Genomic DNA, 16050 nt, shown 5'->3' on the forward strand with positions numbered 1-16050 from the left:
TGCCACTGGCATCTTGCACGGAACGCACACCTGTCAAGCCGGTATATTGTCAGGCTAGGAACTTCTCCTCGCTTCGACACCTGTCTCACGGTAGGAAAGCAAGTCAGGTGTTCGATCGCAACCGGCTTTGCCAAGGCCAGAGAACAAAAGGGCGATCAGGCGCGGACCAACAGTGTTGCGAGGCGGGGTTCGTACGCGTCTTGTAAAAAATATATAATAAGATACAAAAAAGATCATCGCCGGATGGGAGCCGGTGGTGCCAAGGGAGGAGATAATATGACTGTCGTAAAGACGGCTTTGTTGCCACCACGTCTGGGATCCGGCATCGTGCCGCGGCCCCGTTTGATCCAAAACCTGCCTATGCCGGGCCGGAAACGCATGTCTCTGGTGCGCGCTCCCGCAGGGTATGGAAAGACGACCCTGCTCCAGCAATGGCGGATGTCGCTGAGCGAACGGGGCGAAAGAACGGCCTGGCTGTCTCTCGACCGGTATCTGAGTGACATCATGACCCAGATCGCGGCGAGCCTTGCACATAACGTGCCCGAATTTCAACATGCCCTGAACGAACGCGGACAGGACAAGAGTTTCGTCACCACCGAGGAGCAGCTGGTGACCTGCGCCGATTGCCTCGCGGAGCTGGAGCGCGACGTGACGCTCTTCATGGATGACGCGCATCTTTTGCAGCCCGAGGATCTGCGGGTGTTTCAGCGGTTTCTGACCCGGATCCCGGCGAACACGCATATCGTCGTGGCATCGCGCGAGGCGCCGAATCTGGCGCTGGCGCGGCTGCGCGCGCAAGGAGAGCTGAGCGAGATCGGGATGGATGCGCTCAAATTCACCGCCGAGGAAACCTGTGCGCTGTTGAAGGCGTCCAGCGTGGATGGGCTTTGCGCCGAGGATGCCCCTGCCCTGGTAGAGCAGACCGAAGGCTGGGCCGCCGGCCTGCGGCTGGCAACCATGAACATGGTGCGCAATCAGAAAGGGGCGATACTGGACGTGTCGTTTTCCGGCAGCAACAGCATCGTCGCCGACTTTTTCGCCGAAGACATATTCGGCGCGCAACCCGCCGATGTTCGCGATTTCCTGCTGGCGACCTGCCTGCTGGAGCGGTTCACCCCCGACCTGTGCAACGCCATGACGGGCGGCACGGACGCGCGCGAGATGCTCGACCGGATCGAGGCCGCCGGGCTGTTCCTGATCAGCCTGGACGAAGAGCGCATGTGGTACCGCTATCACGGCCTTTTCGCAGAGTTCCTCCTGCGCCGCCTGACCGACATCGACCCCGACAGGATCGCCCAAAGCCACATCATGGCCAGCCGCAGCTATCACAGGATCGGCCTGGTGGTGGAGGCGCTGGATCACGCCGTCCGGTCCGGCGAGCAGGCCTGGCTGGCCCAGTTGCTGGACGATTCCTGCGAAAAGCTGATCTACGAAGGCAAGATCCTTTATGTGTTTGAGCTGGCAAAAGCCTTGGACAAGGCAACCATTGCCGGCCATCCGCGCATACAGCTTGCGATTGCCTGGATGGAGCTGCGCAACCTGAATTTCGACAAGGCCCGCCGGCTGATCGCCCAGGCGGAAGAGTGGATCGCAAACCGGGCCGCCGAGGGGCTTTGCGCCGAGGTCGAGGCAGAGTTGCGCTTTCTTGCGCTGCACCGTCGCATGATGCTGGCGGGAGCCACGGACGATTTTCTGACCGTTGACGAGATCGCCGAAACCCTGATGAAGCAGTTCGACGAAGAGCATACCTTTCTTGCCTGCACGGTCTATGGTCAGCAGATCCGGGCGCAGCGCGAGCGTTTCAGGCTGCAGGATTTCGAACGCAACGAAGCCCGCGCCCGTACGATCGGGCGCCAGTCTCAGCACAAGTTCGCCTTCATCTCGCAAAAAACCATCGTCGGAAAGACATGGTTCGCCAAGGGCGACAATGATGCCGCCATCGAGGCGCTGGAATTCGGCTATGGGCAGGCGCTGGATTTCGCGGGTGAGGACACCGCGATCGCGGCCTTTGCCGCGCTGCCCCTGGCCGAGGTGATCTATGAGCGCAACGAGCTGTCGCGGGCGAAATCCCTTGTGGACAGATACCTGCCGCTCGCCCGCGCCTTCGCTTTCGCCGACGAGCTGCTCGCGGGGTACCTGGTGTCGGCCCGCATCAGTTTCAACGATGGCGACAGCGCCGGCGCGATCAAGACGCTTGATCTGGCCCGCTCCGTGGGGCTGGAGCTGGGGCTGAAGCGCATGCAGATGAAGGCGCTGGCCGAAAAGGTCCGTATCCTTCTGCGCAGCGGGAACATCGAACGTGCGGCCCGTCTGGCCCTTCTCGAAGGTATTCCGACCGACGTGAATGCCCTAAAGCCCGACATCAACAGCAGCACGACCGACGAGGCGCGTGCCTTGGTCCGTGCCCGCATCCTGATCTCCGAAGGCAATCTGAACGACGCTTTGGCCCTGTCGCAGCGGTGGAAGCAGTTCTGCCAGCATCGCGGCGCCATGCGCTCTCTGGTGCGCTGGAGCCTGATCCGCGCCCAGATTCTGGTGCTGGCCTGCGATACCCGTGCCGCTCAGCGCAGCCTGCGCGATGCGCTGCTCGCGGCGCTGGACGGCCGCAGCGTCCGGATCTTTCTGGATGAGGGTCCGCATATCCAGCAGCTTCTGGAAGATGCCTATGGCAGCGGGCCGATGACCAACCTGCCGGTCGATCTCTACGCCTATGACGTGCTGAACGCCTTCACCATCGCGATGGGCACGCGCGCCAGCGTCGAGGTGGACGATCTTGCCGATCAGGAGACAGGGATCGACGGCAAGATGACGGGCCGCGAGCTGGAGATTCTCAGCTTTGTCGCCTCGGGATTGCGGAACCGCGAGATCGGAGACAGGCTGGGCCTGACCGAAGGCTCCGTCAAATGGTACATGCAGCGCATTTACGACAAGGTGGGCACCCGCCGCCGGTCGGTCGCCGTGGACCGTGCCCGGCAGTTCGGGCTGCTTCAGTAGGCAGCCGGCGCAGGCGGGATCGCCCTCTGCCGTCCGCACAAAAAAACACCGGCATGGTTTCATGCCGGTGTTTTTCGTTGTCTTTATGGCCGTGGCTTATCCGTAGGGGTTGGCCGGCAGACGCGGGATGACCTCGAGATCCATGACCATGGTCAGAATGTCCGAGATCGAATAGATGTGGAAGATCTTGCCTTCCTTCATCTTCAGGGTCGAATACCACCAGACGTTGATCTCATTGCCGGTCGGCTCTTTGCCGTAATAAGTGCCGCCGGTGTGCTTGCCCCAGTGGTGGCACAGAACGGTAACTTCGTCATCGCCACGGCCCCAGGCACCAACGGTGCGGTAGACACAGGGCGGGAACAGTTCGTACAGCTTCATCGGCGACGTTTTCCACGTGTCATACGTGCTCAGGTCGGGACGGTTGGGGTTGCTGTAGGTCATCTCCGGGTGGAAGAAATCATCCACGGCGTCGAAATCGCCACGGTTCAGAACCTCGTGCAGTGCCATCCAGTGACGCACGGCCTTTTCCTGCGGCGCGGTCAGGCCGTTGCAGATTTCCGCCTTTTTTTCTTCTGAGAGTGTGAAGTCTTCAAGTGTAGTCATTGGTTTCTCCCTTGATTTAACGCTACCAACACATCTCGTGTCCCGGCATTCTCCGTAAGAGGTGGTGCAAAAGCCAAATCACCGAAATCTCAGGCCAGCGGCCCCCGTGACTTGCTGTCAAACAATCCCGGGGCATCAACCTGTTCAACTCGTTGTCATAGCGGCGACCATCTTCGGTAGTCTCGTGTACATTTCGGGCCCGGCGGCCCTGAGAACCGCTTCGCCTGTGTATGGAGTAGTCAGGTAACGCGCATCTTGGACCTATCTAGCGTCGGGGATTTTCACCCGGACCGGAAAGTTTTTCATCAGGCCCCCAAGCGCGCCGGACGACGGCGCCCAGAGGCCAAATCCGCCCGTCCGTTCAATTCGCTGGCCACCGTCAGCGCAGCCCCGCAAGATAGGCCGCGATGGCCTCGATCTCGTCATCGCTGACCCCGCCCATGATCCCGGACATGTCCTCGCTGTTGGTGCGTGTTCTATCCCGGAAGGCTCGAAGCTGCTGCGCGGTATAGGCCGCATGCTGGCCGTGCAGATCGGGCGACGCCTCGGGCCGGGCGTCCGGGTCCGGGGCGTGGCAGGCGACGCAGGCGGTCACGGATCTGTCGTCGGTCTCGATACCTTCGTGAAAGATCGCCTCTCCCAGCGCGGCCTGTTCGGCATCAGGGGGCGGCGCAGGGGCGAACTCCTTTTGCGCGTAGAAGGCGGCAATGTTGCGGATGTCGCTTTCTGTCAGCCCGCCGACGAGGCCCTGCATCACCGAGTTCAGCCGCAGCCCGGCCCTGAAATCATTCAGCTGCTTGATCGTGTAATCGGCGCTCTGCCCCTGCAGGATCGGAATCGACCGCATGCCGCGGCTGCCATCCGCCGTGTGGCAACTTGCGCATCGCTGCAGGGCGAGCCGCCCGCCCGCCTGCGGATCGGGCAGCGCCTGCTGCGCCGCGACGGGGGCGACACCCCCCCAGATTACAAGACACAGGGCAAAGCTGCGGGCGAATGCGCGCGGCTGTGGTTTCAGCCGTGGAAATACTTCTGGCACAGGTTTGAGCTCTCTGCTGTTTTCATGGAAAAGCGAGCGCGAAAGCCCTTCGCGCCCGCCAGTGCCAATCAGGCAGCCATGCCCCGAACGGGGCCTTACAGGCTGGTTTCAGTTACGGCGTTCAGCGCCGCGATCCGGCCGAAAGTGATGCCAAGGCCCACGCTATAGCCGCTCGCCGCCACGATATCGCCGCTGAAGCCGCCGGTGATCGACATCCCCGCCGCATAGAGACGCGGAATGGGATTGCCATAGGTATCCACCACGCGCGCCTGGGTATCGATCCGCAGCCCGCCGGCATTGATCAGCATGCCCGGCCGGGTCTTGATCGCGTAGAATGGCGCGGTATCGACCGTTCCCAGCTTTTCGGTCTTGCCGAATTCGGGGTCCTTGCCGTTTTTCGCGTGCATGTTGTAGTCGCGCATGGTGGCCTCGAACACGTCTGCATCCACGCCCATCTTCTGCGCCAGCTCGCCGAAGGTGTCGGCCTTGAACACAAGCCCCTGTGCCTCTTCCTCGGCCAGATCGTGGCTCCAGGTCTGGGTGGGGTCGGTAAAGCCGGGGAACAGCACACCCATTTCCGAGGTCCGGGCGCGTTCGTCGAACACGGTCCAGGCGAAATTACCCGGCTGATAGAACACCTCTCGGTTGGCGATCGGATAGCCGACGGTTTCGTTGAAGAAGCGTTTGCCGCGCGAATTCACCGCCACGTTTGCCGCGTTCCCCGCCGTCGGGTATTTCGGCAGGTAGAAGGTGAACATGACCGGCTTGCCCTCGGGGGCGGGAATGCCCGCGATGGCATAGGTGCCCATCAGATCGGCCCCCCAGGCCTGCGCCATCGTCAGCCCGTCGCCGGTGTGGTTCAGCGGGCCGATGGGTTCGGCGGCGATCGCCATGTTGGAAAAGGCGCGGCGCTTTTCGGGGCTGCGGTTGAAATCGCCCGAAGTCACGATCACGGCCTTGTGGGCGCGGATGTTGATCTCGCGGCCGTCCTTGGTCTTGGCCTTAACCCCGCCGACCACACCGTCTTCGTTGGGCAGAATCTCGATCGCCGGGGTTTCCAGCATGACGCGGGCGCCCTTTTCCTCGGCCGCCATGCGCAGGGTGGTGAACACGCCATAGCCCGCGCCCACGGGGGAATGGCCCCGAATTGGCGCGGGAAGCGTGGACGCATATTCCTCCATATGCTCCAGCCCGCTCTGATAAAGCTGTTCGGGCGGGAATTCGACGCCAAGCTCGATCAGCCGCTCGACGGTCTGTGTCGCGTTGTCGACATAGGCCCGGACCAGCTCTGGCACCACGCTTTTGCCTCCGACATTCATCAGGAACTGGTACATGTCGTCTTTTGTGTCGTTGAGACCGGCAGCCTTCTGGACTGTCGTTTCCGCCGCATAGACCACGCCGCCGCTGAAGCGCGTGGCGCCGCCCGGCTCCGCGCCTTTCTCCAGGACGATCACGCTTGCGCCCGCAGCCGTCGCCTCCAGCGCGGCCGAGGCACCGGCGCCGCCCATGCCAACTACAATAACATCGGCCTCGTCATGCCACTCTTCGGGCGGAGAAACCGGCGCCGCCTGCGCCATCGCCCCGACCGGCGCGACAGCCGCAGCAGCCCCCAGCGCCTTGAGTACATCGCGGCGGCGCAGCCGCTCTTCCGGCGCGGCGCCGGCATCCGTGTCACCCCGCGCAATCCCGGCGCGGTTTTTGGAACTGTTCATGTTTTCCTCCCATGGTGCAGACAGTTAGACTGCTCTTTTTTGCAAATCCGATGGTATCAACTGTATTAAAGAAGCAATCATCCAAAACCCGACGGAAGATAGGGACGGGGCGTTTCAAAACTTGAAACCGACGCGCAGAACGAAACCGTAATCGGTCTTGGTTCGGTTCTCATCGTAAAGGTCGGTTACCAGCTTTAGCGAAGTGACAAGGTTCTTCTGGGGAAAATACCGCGTGAACACCAGGCCGGGCTGAACCAGGGTCATCCTGTTACCATCCAGCATTGACGCCGCAATCAGCGGATCGTCGGATTTGTCATCCTCCAGCTGCCGGGCCAACGTGAGGCTTGGCCCGATCTGCCACAGCCCGAAATACTGCGAGATCGAAAAATCCCCGCCGATCACATCGCCGTTCTTGTATCCCGCGTCGTCATTCTTTTGCGAGATGTTGTAGGATATCCTTCCGCTGAACTCGGTTCCCTTGCCGGTCACATAGGTGAAATCCACATGCGGGATGGTGATCAGCGCGTTGCCGCTGGTTTGTGTGATGCGTCCAACCTCGTACGATCCGGTCGGCACCATGAACGCCAGCCCCACGCCAACGCTCAGCCCATAGGGCAGCTGCCATGTGGCGGGATCGGACGAGGGGGGCCTGGCCCCCTTCAGCCCCAGATGGCGGCCCCAGTAGAGCGGTTCGACATATGTATCGAACACAGAGGATTCGCACACCTCGCCCGCCCCCATCGCGGCACAGGAGCGGGCATAGGAAACCGACAGGATCGAGGCGACGTTGCCGCCCCAGAGCGTGCGGTCCCAGACATGCAGAATGGAAAGGTTCGGCATGTCGAAATCAAGCTTGAAGTCGGGAATGCCGGGATGGGTTTTGTCATCCGGTCCGACATATTCCTTTGACCGGGAATGCACATATTGGAACAGCCCGTAGGTTCCCGGTTGCGGGATCAGGGCCGCGCGCTGATCGACGCCGCCGATCGGACCATAGAATTGTCCGCCCTCTGTTGCACGCGCAACGCCGGGCTGTGCCATGCAAAACATGAGGGCGCACAGCCGTGTAAGAATCTTGCTCCGGATCATAATTTCCTCCCTGGCATTCGTAAAAAGTCACTTGAATTAACGGATCTGCGACAAATTGCCTTATTGAGCTTTGACTTTACGGCTGGGAGGCGCGCCGCGACCTGCCGAAAGATAGGGTGGAGAGCCGCAAGGGGAGCTCATCCTAGGGGTGATTTTTCGAATTGTCGTGCAATTCTGACGGCTTGGCGGATCTTTGTAAGGCTGGCCGGACAATGAAAAAAACCGGGTACGAATATCATTCTGAGGTGCTCGGCTGACGCCCGCCCAAAACAAAAGCGCGGCCCCCTTGCCGGGGACCGCGCCGTTTCTCGCGCAATCGAAAGCGCCGCAAGGACGCCCTGGGCTCAGCCCTTCTTCTTGCCGCCCAGGGCGCCCTTGATCAGCATTCCGACAAGGCCGAAACGGGTTTTCCAGGACAGCATCTTGAACGATTCCCATATGGCGTCGGGCCCGATGTGGATGGTGGCCGGCATCGACCCCATCATCTTGCCCTTGACCACCAGAACGTCGCCCTGCTTGTCGATGGACTTCACGTCCATCATCTCGATTCCGTCTTTGCTATGTACTTTCATTCGCTTTGGTACGCCCTGCTCAGCCGATAAGCTCGTCGAAGTCGATCCCGAGGTCTTCCAGAACCACCTGGGCCACGTTGCGCCCCGGCCCGCCTGTCACGCCGCCACCCGGGTGGGTGCATGACCCCGACAGGTACAGCTTGTCGATCGGCGATTTATACTGGGCATAGCCCGGTACAGGGCGCATCCCGCCCAGTTGCCACGAGAACAGCCCCAGATGCCCGATGTCGGCACCGATCATCGAGGTATCGTGACGCTCGAGATCCAGCGGCGTGTGGAACTCCATTCCCAGAATATTGTCGTCACCCATGTTGGTGGTGAACTTGCGCATGTCCTCGATGAAACCCTGCGCAACCTCGGCGCCGATCTCGTCCCATTTCTCGGGGCCGCCGTCCTTGAGGTTATAGGGCGCGAAGGCATAGATGTGCATCGCGCTCTTGCCTTCGGGCACACGCGAGGGATCGACGCGGTGCTGGCCGACATAGGCGGCGAAGTCACGCTTGGGATAACCATATTCCAGATCGCGGAACGCCTGCTGGAATTCCTCGACGTCGGAATGCGACCGCTCGACCCAGAAGTAATCGTCGACCATCGGGCCGACCTTGTATTTCGGCTCTTCCTTCAGCGCCAGCTGAATGACGAAAGGCTGGAAATCGGCCAGTTTCAGCGTGTCGATATGATGCTGGAACATATCCGGCAGTTCCGTGCCCTGAACCATGTGCGGGAACACCTGCTTGACGTGCAGGGTCGAGATCACGCCTGTCTTGGCGGTGATCTCGGTGCCGTCTTCCAGAATGACGCCGGTGGCCTTGTCGCCCTCGATCTTGAATTCCTTGATCGTGCTGTTCACGCGCACTTCGCCGCCATGATCGGCAAAGCACTTGCCCAGCGCGTCCATCAGCGCCCAGGACCCGCCGACCGGGATACCCGAGCCGTAGCGGTGCATGTAGGGCAGGATGATGTAGAAACCGAAGCCGGTGCCGTTGTCGAACGGATTGGTCATCGCTTCCGACGCATAGCGGGCCAGCGCGATGCGAATCTTGGGATGCTCGAACCATTCGCAGATCAGATCCCACGAGCTGATCGACTGCAGCCGCATCAGTTCGCGCCCCTGGGGGCTGGCATCCATCATCGCGGCCTGCATGCCGGGGGTCGGCGGAATCGAGAACATGCCCATCACAAGCATATCCAGCGCGGCGAACACGGTTTCGTTGAACTTGCGGTAAGCCTCGCCGTCGCGGGGGGAAATCTTGGCGATCGACGCAGCGGTCTCTTCCATCCCGGTGTGGAATTCAAGCACATCGCCGTCGTCGAACACCACGGCGGTCATCTTGTCGGGATTCACATATTCGAGGCCGTATTTCGATTTCAGGCCCAGCTCGTCATTCAGAATCAGCGGGTTTGCCTGAATCATCGTGTGGGCGATCGAATGCAGATCGTGCTTGAAACCGGGAAGCGTGTTTTCCCTGGTCATCACGCCGCCACCGATGATGTCATTGCGCTCCAGCACGCAGACGGATTGACCCGCTTTGGCCAGATAACACGCCGCGATCAGGCCGTTATGGCCGCCCCCGGCGATGACCACATCATACGAATTGCCCATAAGCTTTCTCCTCCCGTACAGAACGCCCTGTTGCTCAAGCGGACCTGATACCAGAGAGCGGCCCCGGTTAACCTCTCGAAAGATAGGTAGAAGCCAGCACGCCAGACCACATGATGCAGGCGATGTGGCGCCTTCGGAAACGCAAGCCCGGGAGGCTCAGGTTTTGTCTCCGTTCCTGTCGGTCGATAGGGGAGCCGCTCCGATTTACATGCGAAACAAGAAAAACACGCGAATTAGGTCATCGACTGACACTACGAAATGTGAGGAAAAAATGGCGACTCTTTTGAAAGCGGATACCAAACCGACCCCGTTTGCCGACCACAAGCTGCCCGGCCTTCTGGATCAGGCGATAGCCCTGCAGCCCCTTTTGGAGGAGAAAGCGGCCGAGGCCAACGAGCTGCGCAGCCCGACCAAGGCCGTGGAAGACGCGTTCCGCGAGATGGGCGCCTTTTCGCTGCTGCTGCCCGAGCGGCTGGGTGGTGTCGGCCTGTCGCTGAGCTCGTTCGCGCGTATCCAGATGGAGATCGGCAAGGGTGATCCGTCGATGTCGTGGGTGCTGCAGATCATCAACGGCACGAGCTGGATTTCCTCGCTGGCGTCGGATGCGATTCAGGATGAGCTGTTCGCCAACGGCCCCACCAATGTCTGCGGCGCCTACAACCCCCCGGGCAAGGCCGTGCGGGTCGAGGGCGGCTACAAGGTCACCGGTGCCTGGCCCTATTCGTCGGGCTCGCGCCAGGCCAACTGGGCGCAATGCGGCATCCTGTTCGAAGGCGACGACGTGCCGACAGCGCCCGGCATCAGCATGGCCTATATCCCGATGGATCAGGTCACGATCAAGGATAGCTGGTACGTGACCGGCATGCAGGCGACCGGCTCTGACACCACCTGCGCCAATGATGTGTTCGTGCCCGAGCACCTGATCGTCACGATGGACAAGCCCTATGGCACGATCGTGCCGGGCAAGCGGCATTTCGGCGCCGCCTCGGACTGGCTGGCCCCGGTGCCCAGCGTGCGGGCAACCGGTCTGGCGCAGCTTCTGGGCGCGGCGCGCAAGATGCAGGAGATCTGCGAGGCGGAGTCCAAGAAGAAACCCGTGGTGACGACGATGTTCAAGACGCGTCTGGATTCGGCTGTCTACCTGCATGATCTGGGCAAGGTCGCCGCACAGCTCGACTCGGCCGAAACGCTGCTGTTTGATGCGCTGGACACGCTGGACGGGATCGCGCTTCAGGGTACGAAGCCGGATGTCGCGGTCTGCTCGAAACAGCGCGCGCAATGCGCCCAGATCGTCGAGCTGATCCACGCCTCGATCGAGAAGATCATGTTCATCTCGACCTCCTCGGCCTTCGCCTTCAGCAACCCGCTTCAGCGCTACTGGCGCGACATTCACGTGGGCCTGCGCCACATCCAGAACGTTCCGATGATCGGCTATGAGATCTATGGCCGCGACAATCTGGGCGCGTTGCCGAACATCACGCCCGTGGGCGCCTACTGACCCCACAGCCAGCCAATACGCCCGATGCAACTAAAAAGACCGGCCGGGATATTCGGCCGGTCTTTTTCGTTTTCCCTGCACCGCCAGCCGCAGGTTACAGCGACATTCCGCCTTCGACCGGGATGACCGTTCCCGTCATGTAAGACGCCGCCGGCGAGGCCAGGAAGACGGCCAGCCCGGCCAGATCCAGCGGCTGCCCGACCCGGCGGCGCGGGACCATCTGGATCAGCATGTCGTGCATCTCGTCCGATGTGATCTGCGTCATGTCCGAGGGGAAGAAGCCCGGCGCGATGCTGTTGATGGTGATGTTCTCGGGGGCCAGGCGTTTGGCCATGGATTTGCTCAGGTGGTGCAGCCCGGCCTTGGCGGCGGCATAGGCATAGGTCTCTTTCGGGCCGATCCGCAGCGCACCCACCGACCCGATGTTGATCACGGTCGAGGGGCGTTCCCCTGTCGCGCCCGCACGCATCAGCGGCAACAGCTTCTGCGTCAGGAAAAAGCAGCTTTTGAGGTTCAGCGACAGCACGCTGTCCCAGCCATCCTCAGGGTACTCGTCAATCGGCGCTTCGCAGATCGTCCCGGCGTTGTTGACCAGAATGTCGACCTGCTTTTCGTGGTTCGACAGTTCGGCCACCAGTGCCTCGATGCCGGCAACGGTCGAAACGTCGCCCGGCAGCGCGATGACGTCGCCCGAAGTCTCTTGCCTGATCTCGGCAACCGCTTCTTCCAGCCGCGCGGCGGTGCGGGCGCAGGCATAGACGCGCGCGCCGCAGGCGGCGAGCCCGGTTGCGATCATACGGCCGATCCCGCTGCTGGCACCGGTCACAAGCGCGACGCGGCCGTTGATGGAAAACATTTGGGCGGGATCAATCATTGGGGGGTCTCCGGAAACCGAACAGAACATTTGGAGCGGAGCCGCCGGCCCTTTCGGGGGGCGGCTCCGCGATGAGGATGGATCACATCGTCTCGAAGGCCACGGCGATGCCCTGACCGCCGCCGATGCACATGGTGCAAAGGGCCTTGCCGCCGCCGATGCGCTCCAGCTCATAGAGCGCCTTGATGGCGATGATCGCGCCGGTGGCGCCCACCGGGTGGCCAAGCGCGATGGCGCCGCCGTTGGGGTTGACCTTGTCACCGTTCAGGCCAAGCTCTTTGGCCACGGCGCAGGCCTGGGCGGCGAAGGCTTCGTTGCTTTCGATCACGTCGAACTGATCCGCCGTCATGCCAAGCTTTTCCAGCAGCTTGCTCACCGCGGGCACGGGGCCGATGCCCATGACATCGGGGCGCACACCTGCATGGGCATACCCCAAAATACGCGCGCGCGGCTTCAGCCCCGCCCTGGCCGCCGCATCCGCCGTGGCCAGCACCAGCGCGGCCGCGCCATCGTTGATCCCCGAGGCGTTGCCCGCCGTCACTGTGCCGCCCTTCTGGAAGGCCGGGCGCAATCCGGCCAGAGCCTCGGCCGTGGTGTCCTTGGGATGTTCGTCGGTGTCAAAGGCCACCATATCGCGCTTGACCTTCACGTCGATGGGCGCGATCTGGCTGGCAAAGCGGCCCTCGGTGATGGCGGCGCGCGCGCGGCGCTGGCTTTCCAGCGCGAAGGCGTCCTGTTCCTCGCGGCTGATCTGATGTTCGCGCGCGACGTTTTCGGCGGTGACGCCCATGTGGCCCGTGCCGAACGGGCAGGTCAGCGTGCCGATCATCATGTCGATCGCGCTGGTGTCGCCCATCTTCTGGCCGAAGCGGACGGCGGGCAGGATATGCGGCCCTCGAGACATGGTTTCGGCGCCCCCGGCCAGGGCGAATTCGGCCTCGCCCAGCATCAGCGACTGTGCGGCGGAAACCATGGCCTGAAGCCCCGAACCGCAGAGCCGGTTCACGTTCATCGCCGGCACATGATCCGGAATGCCCGCCTCGATGCCGGTGACGCGCGACAGGTACATGTCGCGCGGTTCGGTGTTGATCACATGCCCCATCACCACGTGGCCGATCTGGCCGGGCTCGACCCCGGCGCGATCCATGGCCGCGCGCGCCACATGGGCGCCCAGGGCGGTGGGCGGGACAGATGCGAGCGCACCGCCGAATGTGCCGATTGCGGTGCGGGCACCGTCGAGAATGACGATATCGTTCATGCTTGGGTCTCCTTGTGGCAGCCGGCGGATAGCGGCCCCTGCGGTCGGGGCCGGGCCTCCGCGCGGGCGGGACTATTTATGGGTAAACTGCGGCTCTCGTTTTTCCACGAATGCGGCCATGCCCTCTTTCTGGTCGTCGGTGGCGAAGAGCGCGTGAAACACGCGGCGTTCGAAGCGGACGCCTTCGGTGAGGGGCATTTCCTGCGTGCGGCGAATGGCGTCGCGGATGCTCATCAGCGCGGGCAAGGCCATGTTGGCGATCGTGTCGGCGGTTTTCAGCGCCTCGTCCAGCAAATCGTCCGCGGGGATCACACGGCTGACAAGGCCTGCGCGCTCGGCTTCTTCGGCGTCCATCATGCGGCCGGTAAAGCACATCTCCATCGCCTTGGCCTGACCGATCAGGCGGGTCAGGCGCTGCGATCCGCCCATGCCGGGCATCACGCCCAGCTTGATCTCGGGCTGGCCGAACCTGGCACTGTCCGAACACAGGATGAAATCGCACATCATCGCCAGTTCGCAGCCGCCGCCAAGCGCATAGCCCGACACCGCCGCGATCGTGGGTTTGCGCAGGGTCGCCACCTTGTCCCACTGGCCGAAGAAATCGGTGCCGTGCATGTCCATGTAGGACTGGTTCTGCATTTCCTTGATGTCGGCCCCGGCGGCAAACGCCTTTTGCGACCCGGTGATCACGATGCAGCCCACGCCGTCATCGTCGTCGGCCTTGGTCAGCGCGTCGATCAGCTCGTGCGAGAGCTGCGTGTTCAGCGCGTTCAGCGCCTTGGGCCGGTTCAGCGTGATCAGCAGAACCCGGCCCTTCTGTTCAGTCAGGATGGTTTCATAAGTCATTTATCAGCCCCGCGCAGGAAGTTGATGATGCCCGAGAAATCCTCGCCGCCATGGCCCAGCGATTCAAACAGGCCGAACATCTGCGCCGCCTCCGCGCCCAGCGGGATTTGCGCGCCGCGCGACAGGGCCGCCTCTTGCGCCAGGCGCAGATCCTTGAGCATGAGCGCCGCCGCAAAGCCGGGCTTGTAACCGTTGTTGGCGGGCGATGTCGGCACCGGACCCGGCACCGGGCAATTGGTGTTGACCGACCAGCACTGCCCCGAAGAGGTCGAGATCACGTCGAACAGCGCCTGATGCTCCAGCCCAAGCTTTTCCCCCAGGGCAAAGGCTTCGGCCGCGCCGATCATGGAAATGCCCAGAAGCATGTTGTTGCAGATTTTCGCCGCCTGCCCGGCGCCTGCGCCGCCGCAGGGCACCACGCGGCCCGCCATGGGCTCAAGCACTTCGCGCCCCTTGGCGATGGCGTCGTCGCTGCCGCCGACCATGAAGGTCAGCGTGCCGGCCTCGGCCCCGCCGGTGCCGCCCGAGACGGGCGCATCCAGCGTCAGGCAGCCCTTTTCGGCCATCATCGCATGGGCGGCGATGGCGCTGTCCACGTCGATGGTCGAGCTGTCGATCATGATCGTGCCCGGGGCGACGGTTTCGGCGATCTGGGCCCAGACCTTCTTCACCAGCCCGCCATTGGGCAACATGGTGATCACGGCATCGGCGCCGGTGACGGCGGCGGCCATATCCTCGAAGGGCGATACGCCGCGCTCGGCGGCGGCGGCGCGCGCCGCCTCCGACAGGTCGAACCCGTTGACGCTATGCCCCGCCTTGATCAGGTTTCCGGCCATCGGGCCGCCCATGTTGCCAAGGCCGATAAATGCGATTGTCATGGTCATGCCGTTGTCCTCCCTCGATGGGTTTAGCTGTTGAAAAGTGTGTCATGGGCCGCGGCGAGCGCGCCCAGATCGGGCGCCTTTGCCTCGGCCAGCGTGGCGGGCACCCATGTGGGGTTGCGGTCCTTGTCGATCACGGCCGCGCGCACGCCTTCGTAGAAATCGGGGCCTTCAAGAATGAGGCCCGTGGCAGCGAACTCGCGGTCCAGACATTCCTTCAGGTCCTTGCTGCCGCGCGCCGCGCGCAGCAGGCCAAGGGTGATCTTCAGGCTGGTGGGCGATTTCTGGCCAAGGGTCTTGAGCGTCTTTTGCGCGAATTCGGTGCCCTGCGCCTCGAGCGCGGCGATGATCTCTTCGACCGTATCCGCCGCGAAAGCCGCATCAATGGCGGCGCGATTTTCCGCGATGGTCGCGCCTGGCGCACCCTCTGCCAGCCCCTTGATCGCCGCGTCCACCTCTGACCCGCCCGCGTCTGCGGGCAGGCCCGCCAGGGCGGCGGCCAGATCGCCCAGCTTGCCCGCCGGCATGTAATAGTCGGCAAAGCCCGCATAGATCGCATCGGCCGCGCCGAAGCTGGCGCCGGTCAGCCCGATATAGGTGCCGACCTCGCCCGCCGCGCGGCCCAGAATCCAGGTCCCGCCCACATCAGGGAAGAACCCGATGCCGGTTTCGGGCATGGCCAGGCGGGTACGGTCGGTGACGATCCGGTGGCTGCCATGGGCCGACACGCCGACGCCGCCGCCCATCGTGATCCCGTCCATGAAGGCCACATAGGGCTTGGGATAGGCGGCGATACGCGCGTTCAGCACATATTCCTCGGCCCAGAACCGTTCCGCATCGGGCGTCTTGGCCTTGCCCGACTCGTAAAGTGCGATGATGTCGCCGCCGGCGCACAGGCCGCGCTCGCCCTCGCCAGTGATCAGCACGCTTGCGATGCTGTCATCCCCCTCGAACTCGGTCAGGCCCTTGTCGATCAGCCGGACCATCTCGAGCGTCAGGCTGTTGATCGCCTTCGGACGGTTCAGGTGCAGCCGGCCCAGGCTGCCCTCGCGGCTGATGATTACCGGTTCTTCACTCATTTTCC

At 62.7% G+C, this 16050-nt stretch carries 13 protein-coding genes; 2 read left to right on the top strand and 11 right to left on the bottom strand.

The annotated features are described in order from the left end of the window. The first annotated feature begins 438 nt into the window (after positions 1 to 438). Positions 439 to 2994, top strand: coding sequence for a LuxR C-terminal-related transcriptional regulator (locus TQ29_RS17490; RefSeq protein WP_054540214.1), 2556 nt, complete (start codon positions 439 to 441; stop codon positions 2992 to 2994). 96 nt (positions 2995 to 3090) lie between these two features. Here TQ29_RS17490 and TQ29_RS17495 read toward each other — a convergent pair whose 3' ends face one another. The 6 genes from TQ29_RS17495 to TQ29_RS17520 form a co-directional block, all read right to left on the bottom strand. After that, positions 3091 to 3597: a nuclear transport factor 2 family protein gene (locus TQ29_RS17495; protein ID WP_054540215.1), complete on the bottom strand. Its 507-nt coding sequence runs from the start codon at positions 3595 to 3597 to the stop codon at positions 3091 to 3093. Between the two features lie 379 nt (positions 3598 to 3976). Further along, positions 3977 to 4633 carry a cytochrome c gene (locus tag TQ29_RS17500; protein WP_157445627.1) on the bottom strand — a complete coding sequence of 219 codons (657 nt, stop codon included), beginning with the start codon at positions 4631 to 4633 and terminating at the stop codon, positions 3977 to 3979. 95 nt (positions 4634 to 4728) lie between these two features. Next, positions 4729 to 6345, bottom strand: a complete 1617-nt coding sequence (locus TQ29_RS17505) for an FAD-dependent oxidoreductase (protein ID WP_054540217.1) — start codon at positions 6343 to 6345, stop codon at positions 4729 to 4731. Between the two features lie 114 nt (positions 6346 to 6459). Further along, positions 6460 to 7434 carry a transporter gene (locus TQ29_RS17510; protein WP_054540218.1) on the bottom strand — a complete coding sequence of 325 codons (975 nt, stop codon included), beginning with the start codon at positions 7432 to 7434 and terminating at the stop codon, positions 6460 to 6462. A gap of 344 nt (positions 7435 to 7778) precedes the next feature. Beyond that, a complete protein-coding gene (locus tag TQ29_RS17515) occupies positions 7779 to 8006 on the bottom strand; it encodes a hypothetical protein (RefSeq protein WP_037204819.1) in 228 nt (75 codons plus the stop codon). A gap of 19 nt (positions 8007 to 8025) precedes the next feature. Then, positions 8026 to 9609, bottom strand: a complete 1584-nt coding sequence (locus tag TQ29_RS17520) for an NAD(P)/FAD-dependent oxidoreductase (RefSeq protein ID WP_037204822.1) — start codon at positions 9607 to 9609, stop codon at positions 8026 to 8028. A 271-nt stretch (positions 9610 to 9880) separates the two neighbouring features. Here TQ29_RS17520 and TQ29_RS17525 point away from each other — a divergent pair, with 271 nt between their 5' ends. Next, complete coding sequence (locus tag TQ29_RS17525) at positions 9881 to 11107, top strand: acyl-CoA dehydrogenase family protein (RefSeq protein WP_054540219.1); 1227 nt, start codon at positions 9881 to 9883, stop codon at positions 11105 to 11107. A 94-nt stretch (positions 11108 to 11201) separates the two neighbouring features. Here the strand turns inward: TQ29_RS17525 and TQ29_RS17530 are convergent, their stop codons facing one another. The 5 genes from TQ29_RS17530 to TQ29_RS17550 all read right to left on the bottom strand — a co-directional run bounded on the left by TQ29_RS17530 (position 11202) and on the right by TQ29_RS17550 (position 16045). After that, complete coding sequence (locus TQ29_RS17530) at positions 11202 to 11981, bottom strand: SDR family oxidoreductase (protein WP_207642723.1); 780 nt, start codon at positions 11979 to 11981, stop codon at positions 11202 to 11204. An 82-nt stretch (positions 11982 to 12063) separates the two neighbouring features. After that, complete coding sequence (gene bktB / locus TQ29_RS17535) at positions 12064 to 13239, bottom strand: beta-ketothiolase BktB (protein ID WP_054540220.1); 1176 nt, start codon at positions 13237 to 13239, stop codon at positions 12064 to 12066. Positions 13240 to 13311: 72 nt separating this feature from the next. After that, on the bottom strand, positions 13312 to 14085 hold the full coding sequence (locus TQ29_RS17540) for an enoyl-CoA hydratase (RefSeq protein WP_054540221.1): 774 nt from the start codon (positions 14083 to 14085) through the stop codon (positions 13312 to 13314). Beyond that, a complete protein-coding gene (gene mmsB / locus TQ29_RS17545; RefSeq protein WP_054540505.1) occupies positions 14082 to 14963 on the bottom strand; it encodes a 3-hydroxyisobutyrate dehydrogenase in 882 nt (293 codons plus the stop codon). Before mmsB ends, TQ29_RS17540 begins: the two co-directional genes overlap by 4 nt. Positions 14964 to 14992: 29 nt before the next feature. Next, positions 14993 to 16045 (bottom strand): enoyl-CoA hydratase/isomerase family protein, encoded by a 1053-nt coding sequence (locus tag TQ29_RS17550; protein WP_054540222.1) that lies wholly within the window; start codon positions 16043 to 16045, stop codon positions 14993 to 14995. Positions 16046 to 16050 lie beyond the last annotated feature (5 nt).

The sequence above is a fragment of the Actibacterium sp. EMB200-NS6 genome (genome assembly GCF_001305615.1).
GTDB classification, from domain to species: Bacteria; Pseudomonadota; Alphaproteobacteria; order Rhodobacterales; family Rhodobacteraceae; genus Actibacterium_A; species Actibacterium_A naphthalenivorans.